Source organism: Pseudomonas sp. H1h (assembly GCF_000633255.1).
GTDB lineage: Bacteria > Pseudomonadota > Gammaproteobacteria > Pseudomonadales > Pseudomonadaceae > Aquipseudomonas.
The window spans coordinates 177548-197012 of record NZ_AYMJ01000017.1; the positions used below are offsets into that span (position 1 = coordinate 177548).

The 19465-nt window shown below is 59.5% G+C and carries 17 protein-coding genes and 4 tRNA genes; 16 read left to right on the forward strand and 5 right to left on the reverse strand.

Annotated features, from left to right (window positions below; translation table 11 throughout):
* The first annotated feature begins 41 nt into the window (after positions 1 to 41).
* The 10 genes from purF (at position 42) to U862_RS0115340 (ending at position 10292) form a co-directional block, all read left to right on the forward strand.
* A complete protein-coding gene (gene purF / locus U862_RS0115295; RefSeq protein WP_007956466.1) occupies positions 42 to 1547 on the forward strand; it encodes an amidophosphoribosyltransferase in 1506 nt (501 codons plus the stop codon).
* Positions 1548 to 1627: 80 nt separating this feature from the next.
* A complete protein-coding gene (locus tag U862_RS0115300; RefSeq protein ID WP_025111193.1) occupies positions 1628 to 2839 on the forward strand; it encodes an O-succinylhomoserine sulfhydrylase in 1212 nt (403 codons plus the stop codon).
* The gene (locus U862_RS0115305) at positions 2836 to 3612 is read left to right on the forward strand and encodes an SDR family oxidoreductase (RefSeq protein ID WP_025111194.1); all 777 of its coding nucleotides are present in this window, start codon (positions 2836 to 2838) and stop codon (positions 3610 to 3612) included. Before U862_RS0115300 ends, U862_RS0115305 begins: the two co-directional genes overlap by 4 nt.
* A gap of 217 nt (positions 3613 to 3829) precedes the next feature.
* Positions 3830 to 3905: transfer RNA gene (locus U862_RS0115310), tRNA-Val, on the forward strand.
* A 55-nt stretch (positions 3906 to 3960) separates the two neighbouring features.
* A tRNA-Asp gene (locus U862_RS0115315) sits at positions 3961 to 4037 on the forward strand.
* 93 nt (positions 4038 to 4130) lie between these two features.
* Positions 4131 to 4207, forward strand: a tRNA-Asp gene (locus U862_RS0115320).
* A 510-nt stretch (positions 4208 to 4717) separates the two neighbouring features.
* Positions 4718 to 7549 (forward strand): xanthine dehydrogenase family protein molybdopterin-binding subunit, encoded by a 2832-nt coding sequence (locus tag U862_RS0115325; protein WP_025111195.1) that lies wholly within the window; start codon positions 4718 to 4720, stop codon positions 7547 to 7549.
* Positions 7542 to 8081: a (2Fe-2S)-binding protein gene (locus tag U862_RS0115330; RefSeq protein ID WP_025111196.1), complete on the forward strand. Its 540-nt coding sequence runs from the start codon at positions 7542 to 7544 to the stop codon at positions 8079 to 8081. The genes U862_RS0115325 and U862_RS0115330 overlap by 8 nt, the downstream gene beginning before the upstream one ends.
* 2 nt (positions 8082 to 8083) lie before the next feature.
* Positions 8084 to 9319, forward strand: a complete 1236-nt coding sequence (locus U862_RS0115335; protein WP_025111197.1) for a cytochrome c — start codon at positions 8084 to 8086, stop codon at positions 9317 to 9319.
* A gap of 1 nt (position 9320) precedes the next feature.
* On the forward strand, positions 9321 to 10292 hold the full coding sequence (locus U862_RS0115340; protein WP_025111198.1) for an XdhC family protein: 972 nt from the start codon (positions 9321 to 9323) through the stop codon (positions 10290 to 10292).
* Positions 10293 to 10357: 65 nt separating this feature from the next.
* On the opposite strand, the gene U862_RS0115345 is transcribed toward U862_RS0115340, so the two are convergent.
* Positions 10358 to 11641, reverse strand: coding sequence for an FAD-binding oxidoreductase (locus tag U862_RS0115345; RefSeq protein WP_025111199.1), 1284 nt, complete (start codon positions 11639 to 11641; stop codon positions 10358 to 10360).
* 184 nt (positions 11642 to 11825) lie between these two features.
* Between U862_RS0115345 and U862_RS0115350 the strand changes: the two genes are divergently transcribed.
* A tRNA-Val gene (locus tag U862_RS0115350) sits at positions 11826 to 11902 on the forward strand.
* 761 nt (positions 11903 to 12663) lie between these two features.
* The gene (locus U862_RS0115360) at positions 12664 to 13119 is read left to right on the forward strand and encodes a DUF2214 family protein (RefSeq protein ID WP_025111200.1); all 456 of its coding nucleotides are present in this window, start codon (positions 12664 to 12666) and stop codon (positions 13117 to 13119) included.
* A 220-nt stretch (positions 13120 to 13339) separates the two neighbouring features.
* On the opposite strand, the gene csrA is transcribed toward U862_RS0115360, so the two are convergent.
* Positions 13340 to 13534 (reverse strand): carbon storage regulator CsrA, encoded by a 195-nt coding sequence (gene csrA / locus U862_RS0115365; RefSeq protein WP_003179932.1) that lies wholly within the window; start codon positions 13532 to 13534, stop codon positions 13340 to 13342.
* Between the two features lie 250 nt (positions 13535 to 13784).
* On the opposite strand from csrA, the gene U862_RS0115370 reads away from it, so the two are divergent.
* Entirely contained in the window at positions 13785 to 14153 is a 369-nt protein-coding gene (locus U862_RS0115370; RefSeq protein WP_025111201.1) for an SPOR domain-containing protein, read from the forward strand.
* Positions 14154 to 14239: 86 nt separating this feature from the next.
* A complete protein-coding gene (locus tag U862_RS0115375; RefSeq protein WP_025111202.1) occupies positions 14240 to 15151 on the forward strand; it encodes a siderophore-interacting protein in 912 nt (303 codons plus the stop codon).
* Positions 15152 to 15205: 54 nt separating this feature from the next.
* Here the strand turns inward: U862_RS0115375 and U862_RS0115380 are convergent, their stop codons facing one another.
* The 3 genes from U862_RS0115380 to U862_RS0115390 all read right to left on the reverse strand — a co-directional run bounded on the left by U862_RS0115380 (position 15206) and on the right by U862_RS0115390 (position 17457).
* Positions 15206 to 15895 carry an endonuclease gene (locus U862_RS0115380; protein ID WP_007961223.1) on the reverse strand — a complete coding sequence of 230 codons (690 nt, stop codon included), beginning with the start codon at positions 15893 to 15895 and terminating at the stop codon, positions 15206 to 15208.
* Between the two features lie 4 nt (positions 15896 to 15899).
* Positions 15900 to 16169 carry a DUF1654 domain-containing protein gene (locus tag U862_RS0115385; protein WP_371262577.1) on the reverse strand — a complete coding sequence of 90 codons (270 nt, stop codon included), beginning with the start codon at positions 16167 to 16169 and terminating at the stop codon, positions 15900 to 15902.
* Between the two features lie 199 nt (positions 16170 to 16368).
* Entirely contained in the window at positions 16369 to 17457 is a 1089-nt protein-coding gene (locus tag U862_RS0115390) for an asparaginase (protein WP_025111204.1), read from the reverse strand.
* Between the two features lie 339 nt (positions 17458 to 17796).
* Here U862_RS0115390 and U862_RS0115395 point away from each other — a divergent pair, with 339 nt between their 5' ends.
* Together U862_RS0115395 and U862_RS0115400 are read left to right on the forward strand one after the other, a co-directional pair.
* On the forward strand, positions 17797 to 18252 hold the full coding sequence (locus U862_RS0115395) for a hypothetical protein (RefSeq protein WP_025111205.1): 456 nt from the start codon (positions 17797 to 17799) through the stop codon (positions 18250 to 18252).
* 200 nt (positions 18253 to 18452) lie between these two features.
* Positions 18453 to 19409 (forward strand): sugar ABC transporter substrate-binding protein, encoded by a 957-nt coding sequence (locus tag U862_RS0115400; protein ID WP_025111206.1) that lies wholly within the window; start codon positions 18453 to 18455, stop codon positions 19407 to 19409.
* Positions 19410 to 19465: the final 56 nt, after the last annotated feature.

Sequence of the window (19465 nt, forward strand, 5' to 3'; positions counted from 1 at the left end):
GTGTTGCTCAGTTCAGATCCATTAAGTAGGGGTTGCGTCGCATGTGTGGCATCGTCGGTATCGTCGGTAAGTCGAACGTCAATCAGGCGCTGTATGACGCGCTAACCGTGCTCCAGCACCGCGGCCAGGACGCTGCCGGTATCGTGACCAGCCATGATGGCCGGTTGTTCTTGCGCAAGGACAATGGTCTGGTGCGTGACGTGTTCCAGCAGCGTCACATGCAGCGTCTGGTCGGCCACATGGGTATCGGCCACGTCCGTTACCCGACCGCCGGCAGCTCGACGTCGGCCGAAGCCCAGCCGTTTTACGTCAACTCGCCTTACGGCATTACCCTGGCGCACAACGGTAACCTGACCAACGTTGAACAGTTGGCCAAAGAGATCTATGAATCCGATCTGCGCCACGTCAACACCAGTTCCGACTCGGAAGTGCTGCTGAACGTGTTCGCTCACGAACTGGCCCAGCGCGGCAAGCTGCAGCCGACCGAAGAAGACGTATTTGCCGCCGTGACCGACGTGCACAACCGTTGCGTTGGCGGTTACGCGGTGGTGGCGATGGTCACCGGTTACGGCATCGTCGGTTTCCGTGACCCGCACGGCATTCGTCCGATCGTGTTCGGTCAGCGTCACACCGACGAAGGCGTCGAGTACATGATCGCGTCCGAAAGCGTTTCGCTGGATGTGCTCGGTTTCACCCTGATTCGCGATCTGGCCCCGGGCGAAGCGGTCTACATCACCGAAGACGGCAAGCTGCATACCCGTCAGTGCGCGACCAACCCGTCCCTGACCCCGTGCATCTTCGAACACGTTTACCTGGCGCGTCCGGACTCGATCATCGACGGTGTGTCGGTGTACAAGGCTCGTCTGCGCATGGGCGAGAAGCTCGCCGAGAAGATCCTGCGCGAGCGTCCGGAGCACGACATCGACGTGGTCATCCCGATTCCGGACACCAGCCGTACCGCTGCGCTGGAGCTGGCGAACCACCTGGGCGTGAAATTCCGCGAAGGTTTCGTCAAGAACCGTTACATCGGTCGTACCTTCATCATGCCGGGCCAGGCCGCGCGCAAGAAGTCGGTGCGTCAGAAGCTCAACGCCATCGAGCTGGAGTTCCGCGGCAAGAACGTGATGCTGGTCGATGACTCGATCGTGCGTGGCACCACTTGCAAGCAGATCATCCAGATGGCTCGCGAAGCTGGCGCGAAAAACGTCTACTTCTGCTCGGCGGCTCCGGCAGTGCGCTTCCCGAACGTTTACGGCATCGACATGCCGAGCGCGCATGAGCTGATCGCACACAATCGTTCGACTCAGGATGTGGCGGATCTGATCGGCGCTGACTGGCTGATCTATCAGGACCTGCCTGACTTGATCGAAGCGGTCGGTGGCGGCAAGATCAAGATCGAGAACTTCGATTGCGCGGTGTTCGACGGCAAGTACGTCACCGGCGACGTCGACGAGGCCTACCTGAACAAGATCGAGCAGGCACGCAATGATGCCTCCAAGGTCAAGACCCAGGCGGTCAGTGCGATCATCGATCTGTACAACAACTGAGTTTCTACCGGCCCTGAGGGGCCGGTTTTGTATCTGGCAAAAGACTTTTACTTATTCAGAACAGGGCAAGGAGTGACAGCATGAGTCAGGAATGGGATGCCGGTCGGCTGGACAGCGACCTCGAAGGCGTAGCGTTCGATACCCTGGCCGTACGTGCCGGTCAGCACCGTACGCCGGAAGGCGAACACGGTGATCCGATGTTCTTCACCTCCAGCTACGTGTTCCGTACTGCGGCCGACGCGGCGGCACGGTTTGCCGGGGAAGTGCCGGGCAACGTTTACTCGCGTTACACCAACCCGACCGTGCGCGCGTTCGAAGAGCGCATTGCCGCACTGGAAGGCGCCGAGCAAGCCGTTGCCACCGCCACTGGCATGGCCGCGATCATGGCGGTGGTGATGAGCCTGTGCAGCGCCGGCGATCACGTGCTGGTGTCGCGCAGTGTGTTCGGTTCGACCATCAGCCTGTTCGAGAAATACTTCAAGCGTTTCGGCGTGGAAGTCGATTACGTGCCGCTTGCCGATCTGTCGGCGTGGGATGCGGCAATCAAGCCGAACACCAAGCTGCTGTTCGTCGAGTCGCCGTCCAACCCGCTGGCTGAATTGGTGGACATCTCTGCGCTGGCAGAAATCGCTCACGCCAAAGGCGCGATGCTGGTGGTCGACAACTGCTTCTGCACGCCTGCGCTGCAGCAGCCGCTGAAAATGGGTGCGGACATCGTCGTGCACTCGGCGACCAAGTTCATCGACGGTCAGGGCCGTTGCATGGGTGGCGTGGTGGCCGGGCGCAGCGAGCAGATGAAAGAAATTGTCGGTTTCCTGCGTACCGCCGGCCCGACCCTGAGCCCGTTCAACGCGTGGATCTTCCTCAAGGGGCTGGAAACCCTCAACCTGCGGATGAAGGCGCACTGCGCCAACGCCCAGCAACTGGCTGAATGGCTGGAGCAGCAGGACGGTATCGAGAAAGTCCATTACGCCGGTCTCAAGAGCCATCCGCAGCACGAACTGGCCCAGCGTCAGCAGAAGGGCTTCGGTGCTGTGGTGAGTTTTGAGGTCAAGGGCGGCAAAGAGGGCGCCTGGCGCTTTATCGACGCCACCCGGTTGATTTCGATCACTGCCAACCTCGGTGACAGCAAAACCACCATTACCCACCCGAGCACCACCTCCCACGGCCGCCTGGCGCCACAGGAGCGTGAGGCGGCGGGCATTCGTGACAGCCTGATCCGCATTGCGGTCGGTCTGGAAGATGTGGCGGATCTGCAGGCCGATCTGGCGCGCGGTCTGGCGGCGTTGTGATCGAGTTGTCTACGCCGGTGGCAGGCACTCATGGCCGCGTTGCGTTGGTCACCGGTGCTGCGCGCGGCATCGGTCTGGGTATCGCGGCGTGGCTGATCAGTGAAGGCTGGCAAGTGGTGCTGACGGATCTGGATCGCGCGCGCGGCTCGAAAGTGGCGAAGGTGCTGGGCGAAAATGCCTGGTTCATCGCCATGGACGTCGCGGATGAAGGCCAGGTCGCGCTCGGCGTCGCTGAAGTGCTTGGGCAGTTTGGTCGTCTGGATGCGCTGGTGTGCAACGCGGCAGTGGCCGATCCGCACAACATCACCCTGGAAAGTCTCGATCTGGCGTACTGGAATCGGGTGTTGGCGGTAAACCTCAGTGGGCCAATGTTGCTGGCCAAGCACTGTGCGCCGTATCTGCGCGCGCACAACGGTTCGATCGTCAACCTGGCCTCGACCCGTGCACGGCAATCGGAGGCTGATTCCGAGGCATATGCGGCGAGCAAGGGCGGCCTGTTGGCGCTGACGCATGCGCTGGCCATCAGCCTTGGGCCGGAGATTCGCGTTAATGCGGTCAGTCCGGGCTGGATCGATGCGCGGGATCCTTCTGCGCGTCGAGCCGAGCCTTTGGCCGATGCCGATCATGCTCAGCACCCAGCGGGCAGGGTAGGGACGGTCGAGGACGTCGCAGCGATGGTTGCGTGGTTGCTGTCGAGGAATGCCGGGTTTGTCACCGGGCAGGAGTTTGTCGTCGATGGCGGCATGACCAAGAAGATGATTTACAGCGAATAAACCGCATAAGTATTCGGGCTTCTGCGCTGAATATGCCGCCGTCTTCGCGAGCAAGCCCGCTCCCACATTTGGAATGCATCCCCCTGTGGGAGCGGGCTTGCTCGCGAAGGCGGTCTTGCAGGATAGAAACAATTTCGTCTTTTTCAGAAAAACTTCAATCCTGCTATTGACTTAGGTTCGCTACCTGCGTAAATTTCGCGGCCTCGGAGATGCAAACGGGTGATTAGCTCAGCTGGGAGAGCGTCTGCCTTACAAGCAGAATGTCGGCGGTTCGATCCCGTCATCACCCACCACTCCCGAGAGACTTGCGAAAGCAAGAGCGTAGGCTGAAAGTGCCTGCACCGACGCGCAGCGGTAGTTCAGTCGGTTAGAATACCGGCCTGTCACGCCGGGGGTCGCGGGTTCGAGTCCCGTCCGCTGCGCCATATTTTACGAGTCAGGCCTTGCCTGGTTCGCGATTGAAATGCACCGAAGCTTTCAATCAAACGAGTTACTTGAGCGCAAGCTCAAAGCGATACGCAGCGGTAGTTCAGTCGGTTAGAATACCGGCCTGTCACGCCGGGGGTCGCGGGTTCGAGTCCCGTCCGCTGCGCCATATCTGTTTCAAGGACCACTGAACGCCTTGAAGCACCGAAAACAGCCTCTGGTTGATTCGGATCCGATAGCAAAGACCCTGGTCGAAAGACCGGGGTTTTTTGTGTCTGAAATTTGGCTATTCCTCCTTATTTATCTTGTTCCCTTCTGATCGTCGATGCAGCGTTTGGCGCATATCCCTGTGGCAGCGGGCTTGCTCGCGAAAGCGTTCTTTCAGTCAATGCAAGTGTTGAATGTTCCGATGCCTTCGCGAGCAAGCCCGCTCCCACAGGGGGGGGGCGGTAGGTTCAGCGGTCTGCTGCGGTGCCACGTCGCATTGATTTTTTGATTCTTTAGTCAAATTTTTGTAACTGGTTGTTTGCTGCGAGCCCAGAAACCTTTAAAGTTAACCTTTCGGTCAGCTTTGCACTGTCATCACGCCCTTTGTTTAGCCAAGAAGGGCTTCTGCAAGACTCGAGATTCCCAGTAGATAACCAGAAGGGCGGACACATAACCGCCCAGAGGATGATCCATGTCCAACCGTGATATATCCCGGCGCTCGTTCCTCCAGGGCGGGCTGGTGGCGGGTGTGAGCGTCACGCTCGCGCCGCTCAGCAGTCAGGCGCTGGCTGCCTTGATGGAAAACAGCGTCACCGTGCCGTCCGAGAAGTGGCTCGGCAACAACGGCAAGGCGCGCCAACGTAACGATGCATTGTCCAAGGTCTGCGGCAGCAAAGTCTTTGCCCGCGACATTCGCTCCAAGGACATGCCGGGCTGGCCTGAACAACAGGGTCACGCCATGCTGCTCAAAACCATCAAGGCCGACCGTATCTATGACGGTTACGACCTGTCGTGGCTCGGCGCCGAGCTGCAGCCCGACCGCATCGTCACCGCTGCCGATCTGGACAAGGACGGTATCGTTTTCCCGGAAGAGCACGCACCGGATCCATTGCTGCCCGAAGGCAAAGTGCCGATGTTCATCGGTCATCCGGTAGCGATCCTGATCTGGAACGATTTCGAGCGTTTCCGCCAGGCCAAGAACAAGCTCAAATTCAATGACAAGGCGATTCGTTACGGTGCACAAGTGCCGTACTACGAAGGCGACCCCTATGGCAGCTTCCGTTACGTGCGCGTGGGTGGCCCGACCTCGGCCGACGAAGACGAATTCGCCAGCCTCAAGGATTCGATCCTGTTCCCCATGCTGAAAAACCGTCGCCCGGTGTGGAATTCCCAGCCGAACCTGCACGGCAACCTGACCGAGCGTGGTCTGTTCTACGCCGACCGCATGAAGAACGAGATCGATACGCCGCCGGACAACTGGCTGGTGTTCGACGAGCGCTACAAGACCCCGTCGATCGAGCCGGCCGCGATGGAGCCGGACAACGGCAACGGCTGGTACGACCCGCAAACCAAGACCCTGCACTTCGTGGTGGCCACCCAGTGCCCGCTGGAAGCTGCGACCGAGACCGCGAAAATGATCGCGCCGTCGCGCTTTGGCCTGGCCAACCTGAACATGCACCCGGGTTACACCGTGGGTTACGGTTCCAAAGACCACAACATCTTCGTCTACTACGCCGCCCTCGCGGCGCTGTACGGCGCCGGTGTACCGATCCGTTTGGCCAACGACCGCTACGAGCAGTTCCAGAGCGGCATCAAGCGTCACCCGTTCGACATCCGCTACCAGTTGGCGGTGGACAAGAACGACTACAGCTTCAAGATTTTCCGCGCAGAAATGAGCGTCGACGGCGGCGGTCGTATCAACTACAGCCCATCGGTGGCTGCAGTGGGTGCCACGGCAGCACAGTCGATCTATTACATGCCGCAGAACGATCTGCAGGTCACCGCTTACCACTCCCGTGGTGTTGAGGCGGGTTCGATGCGCGGCTACGGCACGCTGCAAAGCATGGCCTCGACCGAAATGATGGTCGACGAAATTGCCAATCGACTCGGTGTCGACGCGATTGATCTGCGCCGCAAGAACGCCTTGCGTTCGGGCATGAAAAACACCCAGGGCGCGATTCCGGCCGGTGCCTTGCGCCTGCACGAGATTCTCGACAAGGCCTCGGTGCACGAAGTCTGGAAAAATCGTGACGCGATCAAGAAACAACGCGAAGCGGCAGATCCGGACAACTGGTACGGCGTCGGTTTCGCCATTTGCCAGAAAGACTTCGGTACCGGTTCGGAAGCGCCGATGGCCAGCATCGAATTCACCGCTGAAGGTCGCATTACCCTGCGCCACATCGGTATCGAGATCGGCACCGGCATGTCCACTTCGCAAGCGCTGGTGGTGGCTGATTTCCTCGGCAGCCCGGCGCATGACGTGAAGACTGGCGAAACCGAATGGAAGGAGATGCAACTGATCACCAGCGGCAACCCTTACATCATGAGCCAGGCCGAACAGGACAACCTGCTGCGCAACCCGCGCTGGGTCGGCAAGCTGGCCTCGGCGTCGTCCGCGACCAACTCGGCTTACTACTTCAGTCACGCTACCCGTGAAGCGGCACGCGTGCTGTTCAACAATGGTCTGTGGCCGGCGGCCATGGAAATCTGGCGTCAGGGCCCTTACGGCGGTCAAGCCAACCCTTACGTCGTGCGTCGCGAAGATGCGCATTGGGTCGATGGCAAACTCACTGCCAACGGCATGCAGCCGTTGACCTTTGAAGAGCTGGCCAAGCGCGCTCACGAGCGTGGTCTGGTGACCGGCGCCACTGTTCACGCGTTCAACCGCTGGAGTTGGGCCGAGGCCGAATACAGCATTGACGGTGTGCGCGAGCGTCTGCCGCTCGACGGTCTGGCGGTGAAGTACGGCGATGGCGCGCCGAAGGCGAAGAAAGCACTGATGAACACGGCGGGCTTCCATCTGCTGGATCGCCAGAACATCAACTACCCGGTTGTCCAGCTGAACAATGCAGCTGTGACTTACTACAGCCCGGTGGCGACGCTGGTAGAGCTGAAGGTCAACAAAGGTTCGGCGGAAGTCGAAGTGCTCAACCACCATTCGTGGGTCGAGTGCGGCCGGGTGCTGGTCGAAGAACTGGTCAAGGGCCAGCTCGAAGGCGGGATCGCCATGGGTATCGGTCACGCGCTGATGGAAGAGATGCCACTGTACGAAGGCGGGCCGGGGGAGGGTGACTGGAACTTCAACCGTTATCGCCTGCCGATGGCCCGCCACGTGGCGGTGTGGAAGCAGACCGCGGAGATTCTGCCGCCGCTGTCGCCAAGCGATCCATCCAAAGGCATCGCCGAAGTGGTGATGATCCCGGTGGTCGGTGCCATCGGTAACGCCGTGGCTCACGCCATCGGTAAACGTGTTCGCGATCTGCCAATCACTGCTGCGCGCATCAAGGAGGCCCTCAATGGCTAACCGTCCGCTTCAACTGACCCTCAATGGTCAATCCGTCGGCCCGGTGGACATCCCTGATGACCTGCCGATGATCGACTACCTGCACGAATACAAGAACCTCACCGGTTCGCGCCTGGGCTGCGGCCAGGGCATCTGCCACGCCTGCGTGGTGATCGTCGACAACCCGGACGGCACCAGCGAAGAAGTGCGCACCTGCATCACCGGCGCGCATTATTTCGAAGGCAAGAAAGTGCGCACCATCGAAGCTCACGCCAAGCGTGACGAGCAGGGTCAGGTCACTGAGCTGAACCCGATCCAGCAACGCTTCGTCGACGAATTCGCCTTCCAGTGCAGCTACTGCGCACCGGGCTTCGTCAACGCCGCGACGGTGCTGGTGGAGAAGCTGCAGCGCCAGCCGATCGCCAAGAGCAAACTGGAACAGGTCATTGAGGACAGCCTCGGTCATCACGTCTGCCGTTGCACCGGGTACGTGCGTTACTACAACGCCACCCGCAACGTGCTGACCGATCTCGGCCTGGTCAAGGAGGGTTGAGCATGAAGCATCTACTGACCCGCCTGACCCTGGCGGTCGGGCTGGCTGCGCCGGTGTTGTTTGCCCACGCCGACGATCAGGTCAAGCGCGGCGAATACCTCGCCCGCGCGGCCGACTGCATGGCGTGCCACACCGCGCCGGGCGGCGCGCCGTTTGCTGGCGGGCTGCCGATCGTCTCACCGTTCGGCACGATCTACGGCACCAACATCACGCCGAGCAAAGAGCACGGCATCGGCCTGTACAGCGATGATGAGTTCTTCGCTGCGCTGACCGAGGGCAAGCGTCGCGACGGCGCTAATCTGTACCCGGCGATGCCGTACACCTCGTATCACCTGGTGCCGCGTGAAGATTCCGACGCGATCCACGCGTACCTGAAAACCATCGAGCCGATCGAGCGCGCCGCGCCTGTCACCAGCCTGAGCTTTCCGTTCAACGTGCGTCTGGGCCTGATGGGCTGGAACATGATGTATGGCAAAGCCCTGAAACTGGAGTCGGCCGAAGGTAAAAGTGAATCCTGGAAGCGCGGCCAATACATGGTCGAGGTGCTCGGTCATTGCGGCGAATGCCACACGCCACGCGGCCTGCCGGGCGCGATGCAGCTGGACAAGCGCCTGACTGGCGGCATCCTCAACGGTTATCTCGCGCCAAGCCTGCTCGCCACCGATCTGGCGGCGCGCGGCTGGAACCAGCAGGACCTGAGTACGTTCCTCAAGCACGGCATGAGTGCTCAGGGCACGATGTTCAACGAGATGTTCCCGGTATTCCACAACAGCACCCAGGGCCTGAACGATCAGGATCTGGCAGCGATGGCGACGTTTCTGCTCGGTGACAAGCCGCCAGCAGCCAAAGAACTCGTTGAGGTGCCGGTGGACAAGCTCAGTCCGAGTGCCCAGCGCGGCCGTCAGGAATATTTGAACGTCTGCGCCGGTTGCCATGCGGCCGGTGGTGAAGGCAAGCCGCACATCGCCGTGGCCATGCGCGGCAATACCACGCTGCGTCTGGAGGATCCGCGCAACCTGGTGCGGGTGATCGAGGATGGTATCGGCGAGCAGAAATTCGCCGGGTTCGAACACATGCAGCCGATGCCGGGTTTTGCCGACAAGCTCAGCGCTGAACAACTGACCGATCTGCTGAACTACCTGCGTCAAGGCTGGGGCGGTCAATCGGCAGAGCTGGCGGTCAGCGATGTGCAAAAACTGCAGGCTGAAGTCCCGGCCATCGAGCACAAGGCGCACTGACATGCAGCATCTCGATCTGCAAGTGGTACGGCGGGCGCTGGAGTGGTCGGTGGCGGGGCAGCGCATCTGGCTCTGCACCGTGCTGACCACCTACGGCTCGGCGCCGCGTGCGCCGGGTTCACTGTTGGCAGTGAACGATGGTGGGCAGTGGATCGGGTCGCTGTCCGGTGGCTGCGTCGAGGAAGACTTTCTCGAGCGCGTGGCGCAAGGCGCGTTTCTCGATGCGGTCAACGTGGTGCGTTACGGTGAAGGGGATGATCCGCGCTCGCGGGTCAGCCTGCCCTGTGGCGGCATTCTCGACGTACTGGTAGAGAAATTTGACGCCGACTGCGAGGTGCAGGCGCATCTGCGTGAGCTCGAATCGGCGTTGCTCGGACAGCGTCGTCTGATTCGCGAAGTCGATCTGGCCAGTGGTGCGCGCAGTCTGTTCGCTGATCGCGAGCAGGGTGTGCGCATCGAGCGTGAGATCGACCGGGTGCGTATTCGCATGGGAGCCGCTCAGCGTTTGTTGCTGGCCGGATACTCCAGCGTGGCACAGGCGTGCGCCGAATTTGCGGTTGGTCTGGGCTTTGAAGTGATTCTCTGCGACCCGCGTGATGAAGTGCTTGAGGGCGTGGTGTTGAATGGTGTGGAGATTCGCCGGCAACTGCCGTCGGTGTTCATTGCCGACGGTGGCTGTCACCGCGATACCGCGGTGGTGGCGTTGACCCACGATCCGCGTATCGATGACCTGGCGATGATGGAAGCGGTGCGCACCGAAGCGTTTTACATCGGTGTCATGGGCTCGCAGCAAACCTCGCAGAAACGCTTCGAGCGCTTGCGCAGGATCGGTGGGCTGGGCGAGGTCGAGCTGGCGCGGATTCATGCGCCGATCGGCTTGAACCTGGGCAGCAAGACACCGGCGGAGATCGCCTTGGCAGTGCTCGCTGACATCTTGCGGATCCGTAGCGGGATTGCTCGGGATCAGCTCTGAAACAAGCTGGTAGCGTACTTTTTGTGGCGAGGGGATAAATCCCCTCGCCACATGTGTTTCTGCAGTCAGAATCCGAATTTGTCGCGCAACCCGTAATACCACGCGCCCAGCGCGGCAAACGGCGTACGCAGCAACTGCCCTCCCGGGAACGGGTAGTGCGGCAGGTCAGCAAACGCATCAAAACGCTCGGCCTGGCCGCGCAATGCTTCGGCCAGCACCTTGCCGGCCAGGTGCGTGTAGGTCACGCCGTGGCCGCTGCAGCCCTGCGAGTAATAGATGTTGTCGCCCAGGCGGCCAACCTGCGGCAGGCGCGACAGGGTCAGCAGGAAGTTGCCCGTCCACGCGTAGTCGATCTTCACATCCTTCAGTTGCGGGAAAGCCTTGAGCATTTTCGGGCGGATGATCGCTTCGATGTTCGCCGGATCGCGCGCGCCATAAACCACACCGCCGCCGAAGATCAAGCGCTTGTCGCCCGTCAGGCGGTAGTAGTCGAGCAGGTAGTTGCAGTCTTCGACGCAGTAATCCTGTGGCAGCAATGATTTCGCCAGTTCTTCGCCCAGTGGTTCGGTGGTGATCACCTGCGTGCCGCACGGCATGGACTTGGCTGCCAGTTCCGGCACCAGATTGCCGAGGTAGGCGTTGCCGGCGACGATGATGAACTTGGCCCTGACCTTGCCCTGTGGCGTGTGCACCACCGGGTTGGCGCCGCGCTCGATGCGTATGGCCGGCGATTGCTCGTAGATCGTACCGCCGAGGGATTCCACGGCGGCGGCCTCACCCAGCGCCAGGTTCAGCGGGTGGATGTGGCCGCCGCTCATGTCGAGCATGCCGCCGACGTACTGATCGCAGGCCACCACTTCGCGAATGCGGCGCTCGTCCAGCAACTCCAGTTGCGTATGGCCGAAGCGTTCCCACAGGCGCTTCTGCGACTCCAGGTGGCCCATCTGCCTGGCGGAGAGGGCGGCGAACACGCCGCCGTCCTTCAGGTCGCACTGGATGTTGTACTTGGCGACGCGCTCACGAATGATCCGTCCGCCCTCGAATGCCATCTGCCCGAGCAATTGCGCCTGCTTGGGTCCGACGGTGCGTTCAATGACGTCGATGTCGCGGCTATAGCTGTTGACGATCTGCCCGCCATTACGCCCAGACGCCCCGAAACCGACCCTGGCCGCTTCCAGCACCGTCACGCGAAAACCGTTCTCCAGCAGAAACAGCGCCGAGGACAGCCCGGTATACCCGGCGCCAATCACACAGACATCCGTCTCCACATCATCCTGCAAGGCTGGACGTGGCGGTACGGCATTGGCCGACGCAGCGTAATAAGACTCTGGGTAAGGGGTGTTCGCCATCCGGCAGCCTCTGTTTAATATATTTTACGAGTGCGCCGATGCTACCCGAGTTGAAAAACCTCCGCCAGCCACCGAAAAAATCTTCTTCACTGGGCCGAAATTAAATATTTTGCATATTCATAGGGTTAGGTGAAAAAAAGGTGTTGACACCCCTCCGGAATTCCGTAGAATGCCGCCTCACAGCAGGCACGTAGCTCAGTTGGTTAGAGCACCACCTTGACATGGTGGGGGTCGTTGGTTCGAGTCCAATCGCGCCTACCAAACAAAATCCGCTCTGCTGGGCGGTCTAGAAGGGCTCACCGAAAGGTGGGCCCTTTTTTGTTGTCTGCGATTTGCAAAACCCACCCCTCAGAACGCCAGTGCGGCGTTAACCTCAACGAGTTCGCCCTGTCTTTCTATTTGCTCCAGGCGCGGGACCGTCATCAAAAAACGGCTATTTGCCGAGACGTGCTTGATCAACTACTCAATAACAGGTGGGCCAAGGCGAATGTGGCGGATCGCTTTTACGGGCGCTTGAGATCCCTGGCGTCAATGATCAGGTCTGCTGCCTCTCCACCTGCGGTCGTGATGCCCAGGCATTGCTTGTTGCTCTTGCTGGGTTTCCAGCCGTATTTGAGTAATGCTTTTCGTGCTGATAGAAAAGGCATTCCTTCCTTGATGGGAATTTCATGATGTCGGCCGACAAAAATACCGTTCGTCGCCAGCGACCTTTAAAATTGTGTGGATATTGAATGGCTTACGAGCGTTACGAACTAACCGGTTATCAAAAAAACGTTGTTACCTGGCGTGGATTTCAGTAACATTCGCCCCGCGTTCACCACCACGGTTTATGCATTTTTAAATCCCAAGCTTCCATCAGCTGCTTGGGATTTTTTTTGCCTGCGATTTGGCAAATCGCGCTTTCTGCCTCCCTGTTTCCTGCGCGATGCTTTCTGGCCCCACGATGGTGTGTGAGCGCAACTGACTTTTTTCGACTACTACTGACTGGCGTTTTCCAGCGCTTTCTCAAAGGAGTTCGTCGAATGCTGGTTCACTGGTTTCTTGCCGCTATTCATCTATTGGCCTTTGCCTTGGGCTTCTGGGCCGTATTGACCCGTGGCACGGCGTTCAGCCAGCTGGCGGCTGGTGTCGGCGAGGCCAAGCGCGTTTTGCTCGCCGATAATCTGTGGGGGATTGCTGCGCTGGTGCTGCTGGTGACTGGTGGCATGCGCGCCTTCGGCGGCTTTGAGAAGGGTACTGACTACTATCTGCATCAGCCGCTGTTTCATTTGAAAATGACGCTGTTCGTGCTGATTCTGCTGATAGAGCTGGCGCCGATGATCACGCTGGTGAAGTGGCGGATCGCATCATCGCGAGGCAAGGCGCTCGATACCGGACGTGCAAAGCTGTATGCGCGGATCAGTCACGTCGAGGCGCTGCTGTTGGTGCTGATGGTTATTGCAGCCACTGGCATGGCGCGAGGCGTGACGTTCAGCTAACAGGGAAATTCTCTGTGTTCTCTCGGAAATGTCTGACAGCCAGGCTGGGCCGTCGCAGGTAGTATCGCGCTGCAAGAGAGAAGGGGGCGGATGAAGCGGAGGGGATGAATGTGTCAGGCGCCGTGCCCAGTGGACTGGGGAGCGGATGGCAATACGGCGCGTGAATCTCTAGCCAGTCATTACGCAGAGCAAACGAACTGGCTACTGACTGCGATGCGGCTCAGGGAGTTTGTGGCTTGTCCGGCGCGGTCAGGCCAGCCTGAATGCGCTGATAAATCTCTTCACGGTGTACGGCAACGTTTTTCGGGGCGTTGATGCCGATGCGGACTTGCTGACCGCTTACGCCGAGGATGGTGATCGTAATGTCATCACCAATGTTTATGCTTTCACCGACTTTGCGGGTGAGTATCAGCATGGTCTTCTCCTTGATTGCTTTGTAGGGCACCTGATTCAGACAGTGCAGAGGTCGGTGGTACGTATAGATTAGTGCGAAGTCTCACGGTTTGGGTGCCTCTTTCTGACGCGCAGATACGGCATTAATTCCCAGGGCGTAACTATACAGAGGCTGCAATCATCAATCTCGTTGTTTTGTGCCCATTTTGCGGGCCTCGCGAAGTATTTATGAATGTTAAGATCGCCGCTTTGAGATTTTCGAGGAAAGCGTTGTGCGCAAATTGGTCTGGATGGTCGCGGCACTGGCATTGGCAGGATGTGGTGAAGGCAAGAGTGTAGACGTGCAGAAGCCGAAAACCGCAGTGGTGGCCGCACCTGCGGCGGTGTCGGCCCCGCAGTGGGACCTCGAAGTACGCGGTGAAACGCCCCAGGCTGTCAGTGACCTGAGTGGCTGGTTGATCGAGCATGCTTTTGTGCCGACCGTGATCAAGGACAGCAGCGGCAAGACGCGGATCCTGATTGGCCCGTTCAACTCCCAGGCCGAGGCTGAAGCGCGCAAGGTACAAGTGGACGCGGCATTGGTGAAGGCCAAGAAGCAGAACGTCGAATCGGTGATTGTGGAGCATCCGCTCGCGCCGTAAGCAGCACTTTCAGCGGAGCGGCCTAAAGGGCATCGCAGGCGACTCGTCTTATACGAGTCAATCACGATTTTCTGCAGGAGCTCCGCATGGCCTCCACCGCTCCCTATAAACTCTTCAATGCGGTTCTGCACCGCAAGACGCTGGTAAGTCCGCACATGATGCGGATCACGCTCGCCGACCCCTCGATCCGCGGCATGGCCACCTGGGCGCCGGACCAGCGCGTCAAACTGTTCTTCCCTTCTGAAGATGGAACCCCCGCAACGCTCGCGCAGGAGGAGGGCTGGTACGCGCGCTTTCGGTCGATGCTCGCGAGCCGTCGACCGGCGATGCGCACTTACACCATTCGTCATTTGCGCGCTGATCTAGGCGAGGTCGACATCGACTTCGTCCTGCACGGCGAGACCGGTCCTGCTTCGCGTTGGGCGTTGCATGCGCAGCCGGGCGCCTCGATGCAGATTCTCGCTCCCGACAGCGGGTTTTCGGCGCTGGAGGCCGGAGGGTTCGAATGGAAGCCGCCGCAGGTGCTCAGGCAGGTTTTGCTGGTGGCCGATGCGACGGCATTGCCGGCGGCCATGGGCATTCTCGAAGCGTTGGCCGCCATGGCCGAACCGCCTCAGGTTCAAGCGTATTTTGAAGTGGACAGCGCGCCAGACATGCTCTCGGTGCCGGACTGGCCCGGGCTGTCGGTGCAGTGGCTGGTTCGTGATCAGGCGCCGGCAGCGGTTGCTGGTGCGTTGATGGCAGACGCAGTGCAACAGGCGTTCCTGCCGGCAGATGATTCCCCGGCCGGGCAAGTTGCCGAACTGGCTGAGGTCGATATCGACCAGGACATCCTCTGGGAGATTGCCAATACCGCCCCTGAAGGATTCTATGGCTGGATTGCCGGCGAAAGCGCAGCCGTCATGCGCTTGCGCAAGCATCTGATCAAGGCATGCGGCATCCCGCGTGAATCGCTCAATTTGATGGGGTACTGGCGCTACAACAAGGCTGGCAGCTAGGAACAAAAAAGGCCTCGGACACCACGTTCGAGGCCTTTTTTTGGGGCTGGAGGATCAGCCGCAGGCTTTCAGGTTCACCGGGCCGACAAATTCATTGCCGCGCCCCATCACACACGCCACGCTCTGGTTGCGTTGGCGTTCCCAGTCTTGCACCGGGTAAGTCTTGTCCCACGCCTCGTACAGCTGTCGATCCTGTTTCGACAGACGCAAGCCGTACTGCTTGCTCATGTAGAAGTAGGTGCGAGCGATCATGCCGCGAATCGACGGGCGCGGCATGACCTTCTTGGCCTTGAAGTCGACCTGGGTCAGGCACGAGCCGTACTGGCCGGATTGCACCGGCAGCCAGCCGTAACTGAAGTTGCTGCGATCACCGTTGACCTCGCCAATGCTCGGCACCAGGTTGTGCAGATCGGCTTCGGCTTTCTGATAGCTCGGGTCATAGCGCGTGCAGTTCTTGCGCCCGCCCGACTGCCAGCATTGACGCTGATGGCCGAACTCCCACGCCGGCACGATGTGCTCCCACTCGATGCGCGAGGCGCGCTTGGCATTTTTGCGCGGCACGTAGCCACAAGCCTTCAAGTCCACCTTGTTGCCGGTGTACTTGCACCCGCAGTAAAACTCGGTGGACTGCGGTGCATAGAGTTTCCAGGCGACCTTCTTGGCTTCGGTAAACGTGCGGGGCGCGCCAGCCTGGGCACCACACGCGATGAACAGCAACAGCAAAGCAAAACAGCGGACACTCATTGAATCAATCTTCCTTCGGCACAACCCAAAAAATCTGCACGCCACCATCGTCGCGATAGGCGAGTGTGACGTTGTCGTTCTCGTCGATTTCCTCGAGCAGTTGCTCCCAGGCATCCATCGGCTCGTCCGGCAGACGGAAGATCAATGCGGCTTTGGCTTTTTGTGCGGTGGGAGAATTGATGATTTTCTGAACGCGCATGCCCATGCGTTCGTAAGCGTCAGGAGCATCAGGAGAGGTGGCCACGAGGTTATCCTTATTAAGCTGTACGTGCATACAGTATTTAACTGTAAGCATTTTCGCAACTGCTTAAAATTCAAGAAAATCCTCTGACAGCGCTTTTCCGGTTTTGGTGTAAGTGGGGTCGATTATTTTGTGCGAAAAGGTCGCGCTCGGCGTAGGTGGCAGCACCACCCGCCGCGCGGGCGAGTGGTGAGCAAGCTGCCCGACCCGGAAAGGGTCAGGCGAGGGTCGATCAATATTCCCAGAACATCCGTTGCAGCTCTTTACTGTCGTTGGTTTTGGTCAGGGCGACCATGGCCAGGATGCGGGCTTTTTGCGGGTTCAGGTCGTGGGCGACAACCCAATCGTACTTGTCGTCAGGCTGTTCGGCGTTGCGCAGGACGAAACCGCCGGCGTTGACGTGGGACGAGCGGATGATCTGCACGCCATCTTTGCGCAGGGCTTGCAGGGATGGCACGACGCGGGAGGACACCGAGCCATTGCCGGTACCGGCATGGATGATGGCCTTGGCGCCGGCCTGGGCCAGAGCCTTGTAGGCGGTGTCGTCGACGTTGCCGTAGGAGTAGGCGATTTCTACGTCAGGCAGGCTCTTGATGTTCTTGATGTCGAATTCCGAATCCATGGTGTGGCGCTTGGCTGGCAGGCGGAACCAGTAGGATTTGCCTTCAACCACCATGCCCAGCGGACCCCAAGGGCTTTTGAACGCTTCGGTCTTGATGTTGATCATCTTGCTGACGTCGCGACCGGACTGGATCTCGTCGTTCATGGTCACCAGCACGCCTTTGCCGCGCGCATCTTTGCTGCTGGCAACGGCAACGGCGTTGTACAGGTTGAGCATGCCGTCCGCCGACATGGCGGTGCCCGGACGCATCGAGCCAACCACGATGATCGGCTTGTCGGTCTTCTCGACCAGGTTCAGGAAGTAGGCGGTTTCTTCCAGGGTGTCGGTGCCGTGGGTGATGACGATACCGTCGACGTCCTTGCTGTCGGCCAGTTCGGACACGCGGCGGCCCAGTTGCAGCAGGTTTTCGTTGGTGATGCTTTCGGAGGCGATCTGCATGACTTGTTCGCCGCGCACATTCGCCAGTTTGTTCAGCTCGGGAATGCCGGCAATCAGTTGTTCAATGCCGACCTTGGCTGCCTGATAAGTGGCGCTGTTGGCCGCGCTGGCGCCAGCGCCGGCAATGGTGCCGCCGGTCGCGAGTACCACGACGTTGGCGAGTTTGGTCTGGGTTTCGACTTCTTTTGCCTGGAGGGCGGTCGGCAGGAGCAGGAGGAGGGCCAAAGCGCCCGGTACCAAGGTGTTGAAAGCAGATTTCATTATTTTTCTCTCTAGTAGTGAGACGGTGCTGATGCAGGTTCATCTAGATGCGCCCCAGGCCGATCTGAATGCCCGGGGTGCAGGCTAGGGAGCAGGATCTGTACCAGCCATACTTTGCTTTAGAGAAATGTTTAACCTGATGATTTACATCAATATTTTGTTGATTGGAAAGTCGCGCAACAGATCGTTTATCCGGGTTTCCGAACATTTGAAGCTTTCGCGTTCGGCTCACCGAAAGGGACTACGAGTGCTGTCGAACGAATCGTCTTGCTTTTCTGCTAAAGAAACCCATCCGCAAGCCGATGGGTGTTCAAGGAAACGCTAATTTAGGGAGTTCACATGTCACTGACGATCGGCTTTTCAAATCCCGGTGCAGTCACCATCGGCGGTAAAACCGCAGCGACGATCAACGCCATGAACCAGGCGGAGGCGGACGCTTCTGACGCGGCGCTGGGCGTTGAAAAAGAACCGAGCAATCAGGTCAGAACCGGTGGTCCCGCGCAAGAAGCCAGCAAGGCTGACAGCGCAGACAACGGCGATAACCTGAGCGTCACGGTCAAAATGCTGTTGACGCGGATGCAGGAATTGCAGAAGCAGCTGCAGGAGCAGCAACAGCAACTGGCGGCCGCTCAGGCTGCGAGCTATCCGACACCTGAAGCCAAGTCGCAGGCGGTGATGTCGGTGCAGGGCCAGATCGCGCAAACCAGTGGGGAGCTGATGGAAGTTGCGGCGGCGCTCGTCAAGGAAATGACCAAGAACTCCACCAGCGGCAGCATGGTCAACACTACGGCCTGAGCATCGAAGGGCGAATCAGCGGATTCGCCCGGCACTCGATACCGATTTCTGATTGTTGACAAATGTCGGCGGGATTCGCATAGTTCGGTCTACGCAAACGTTTGCGCGGCTTTCTCGGTGCACTGTAGCCCGGAAGATAGCGATCCAGCTTACGCCAGCGCGAGCGTTGCTCACAATAATCATAAGATCGGAGTGAACCCATGAAGCTGCCATTTGCTGGACGTCTTCTTGCTGTCGCTATGCTGGCTGCCGCAGCCGCCGCACTACCTGTCTCTTCGGCCTTCGCCGAGTCCCCGGAAAAACCCAAAGTCGCGCTGGTCATGAAATCCCTGGCCAACGAATTCTTCCTGACCATGGAAGACGGCGCCAAGGCCTACCAGAAAGAACACTCCGCCGATTTCGACCTGATTTCCAACGGCATCAAGGACGAGACCGATACCGCTGGCCAGACCCGCATCGTTGAGCAGATGATTCTGGCGAAGGTCAACGCACTGGTCATCGCGCCTTCCGATTCCAAGGCCATGGTGCCGGTGATCAAGAAAGCCGTCGATGCCGGTATCACCGTGATCAACATCGATAATCAGCTTGATCCGCAAATCGTCAAAAGCAAGAACATCAGCGTGCCATTCGTAGGCCCGGACAACCGCAAGGGTGCGCGTCTGGTCGGCGAGTATCTGGCCAAGCAACTGAAGGCCGGTGACGAAGTAGGCATTATCGAAGGCGTGTCCACCACCACCAACGCCCAGCAGCGCACCGCCGGCTTCAAGGATGCGATGGACGCGGCGCAGATCAAGGTCGTCTCGCTGCAATCCGGTGACTGGGAGATCGACAAGGGCAACAAGGTTGCTGCGTCGATTCTCAGCGAATACCCGGATGTCAAAGCCTTGCTGGCGGGTAACGACAGCATGGCCGTCGGCGCCGTTTCCGCTGTGCGTGCTGCCGGCAAGGCCGGGCAGGTACAGGTTGTCGGCTACGACAATATCAACGCCATCAAACCGATGCTCAAGGACGGTCGTGTGCTGGCGACTGCCGATCAGTTCGCCGCCAAGCAGGCCGTGTTCGGTATCCAGACCGCGCTGAAAATCCTCAAGGGCGAGAAAGTCGACAGCGGCGTCAATGGCGTGATCGAAACGCCGGTCGAACTGGTCACCAAGTAAGTCTTCTGGCGACACAACGGCGCTCGTCCGTCCGGGCGAGCGCATGGAGAGTTTTT

Excerpts from the sequence above, each read along its gene's own strand:
- purF (WP_007956466.1), top strand. The coding sequence starts at position 42 with ATGTGTGGCATCGTCGGTATCGTCGGTAAGTCGAACGTCAATCAGGCG.
- U862_RS0115300 (WP_025111193.1), top strand. The coding sequence starts at position 1,628 with ATGAGTCAGGAATGGGATGCCGGTCGGCTGGACAGCGACCTCGAAGGC.
- U862_RS0115325 (WP_025111195.1), top strand. The coding sequence starts at position 4,718 with ATGTCCAACCGTGATATATCCCGGCGCTCGTTCCTCCAGGGCGGGCTG.
- U862_RS0115330 (WP_025111196.1), top strand. The coding sequence starts at position 7,542 with ATGGCTAACCGTCCGCTTCAACTGACCCTCAATGGTCAATCCGTCGGC.
- U862_RS0115335 (WP_025111197.1), top strand. The coding sequence starts at position 8,084 with ATGAAGCATCTACTGACCCGCCTGACCCTGGCGGTCGGGCTGGCTGCG.
- U862_RS0115340 (WP_025111198.1), top strand. The coding sequence starts at position 9,321 with ATGCAGCATCTCGATCTGCAAGTGGTACGGCGGGCGCTGGAGTGGTCG.
- U862_RS0115345 (WP_025111199.1), bottom strand. The coding sequence starts at position 11,641 with ATGGCGAACACCCCTTACCCAGAGTCTTATTACGCTGCGTCGGCCAAT.
- U862_RS0115360 (WP_025111200.1), top strand. The coding sequence starts at position 12,664 with ATGCTGGTTCACTGGTTTCTTGCCGCTATTCATCTATTGGCCTTTGCC.
- csrA (WP_003179932.1), bottom strand. The coding sequence starts at position 13,534 with ATGCTGATACTCACCCGCAAAGTCGGTGAAAGCATAAACATTGGTGAT.
- U862_RS0115375 (WP_025111202.1), top strand. The coding sequence starts at position 14,240 with ATGGCCTCCACCGCTCCCTATAAACTCTTCAATGCGGTTCTGCACCGC.
- U862_RS0115380 (WP_007961223.1), bottom strand. The coding sequence starts at position 15,895 with ATGAGTGTCCGCTGTTTTGCTTTGCTGTTGCTGTTCATCGCGTGTGGT.
- U862_RS0115385 (WP_371262577.1), bottom strand. The coding sequence starts at position 16,169 with ATGCACGTACAGCTTAATAAGGATAACCTCGTGGCCACCTCTCCTGAT.
- U862_RS0115390 (WP_025111204.1), bottom strand. The coding sequence starts at position 17,457 with ATGAAATCTGCTTTCAACACCTTGGTACCGGGCGCTTTGGCCCTCCTC.
- U862_RS0115395 (WP_025111205.1), top strand. The coding sequence starts at position 17,797 with ATGTCACTGACGATCGGCTTTTCAAATCCCGGTGCAGTCACCATCGGC.
- U862_RS0115400 (WP_025111206.1), top strand. The coding sequence starts at position 18,453 with ATGAAGCTGCCATTTGCTGGACGTCTTCTTGCTGTCGCTATGCTGGCT.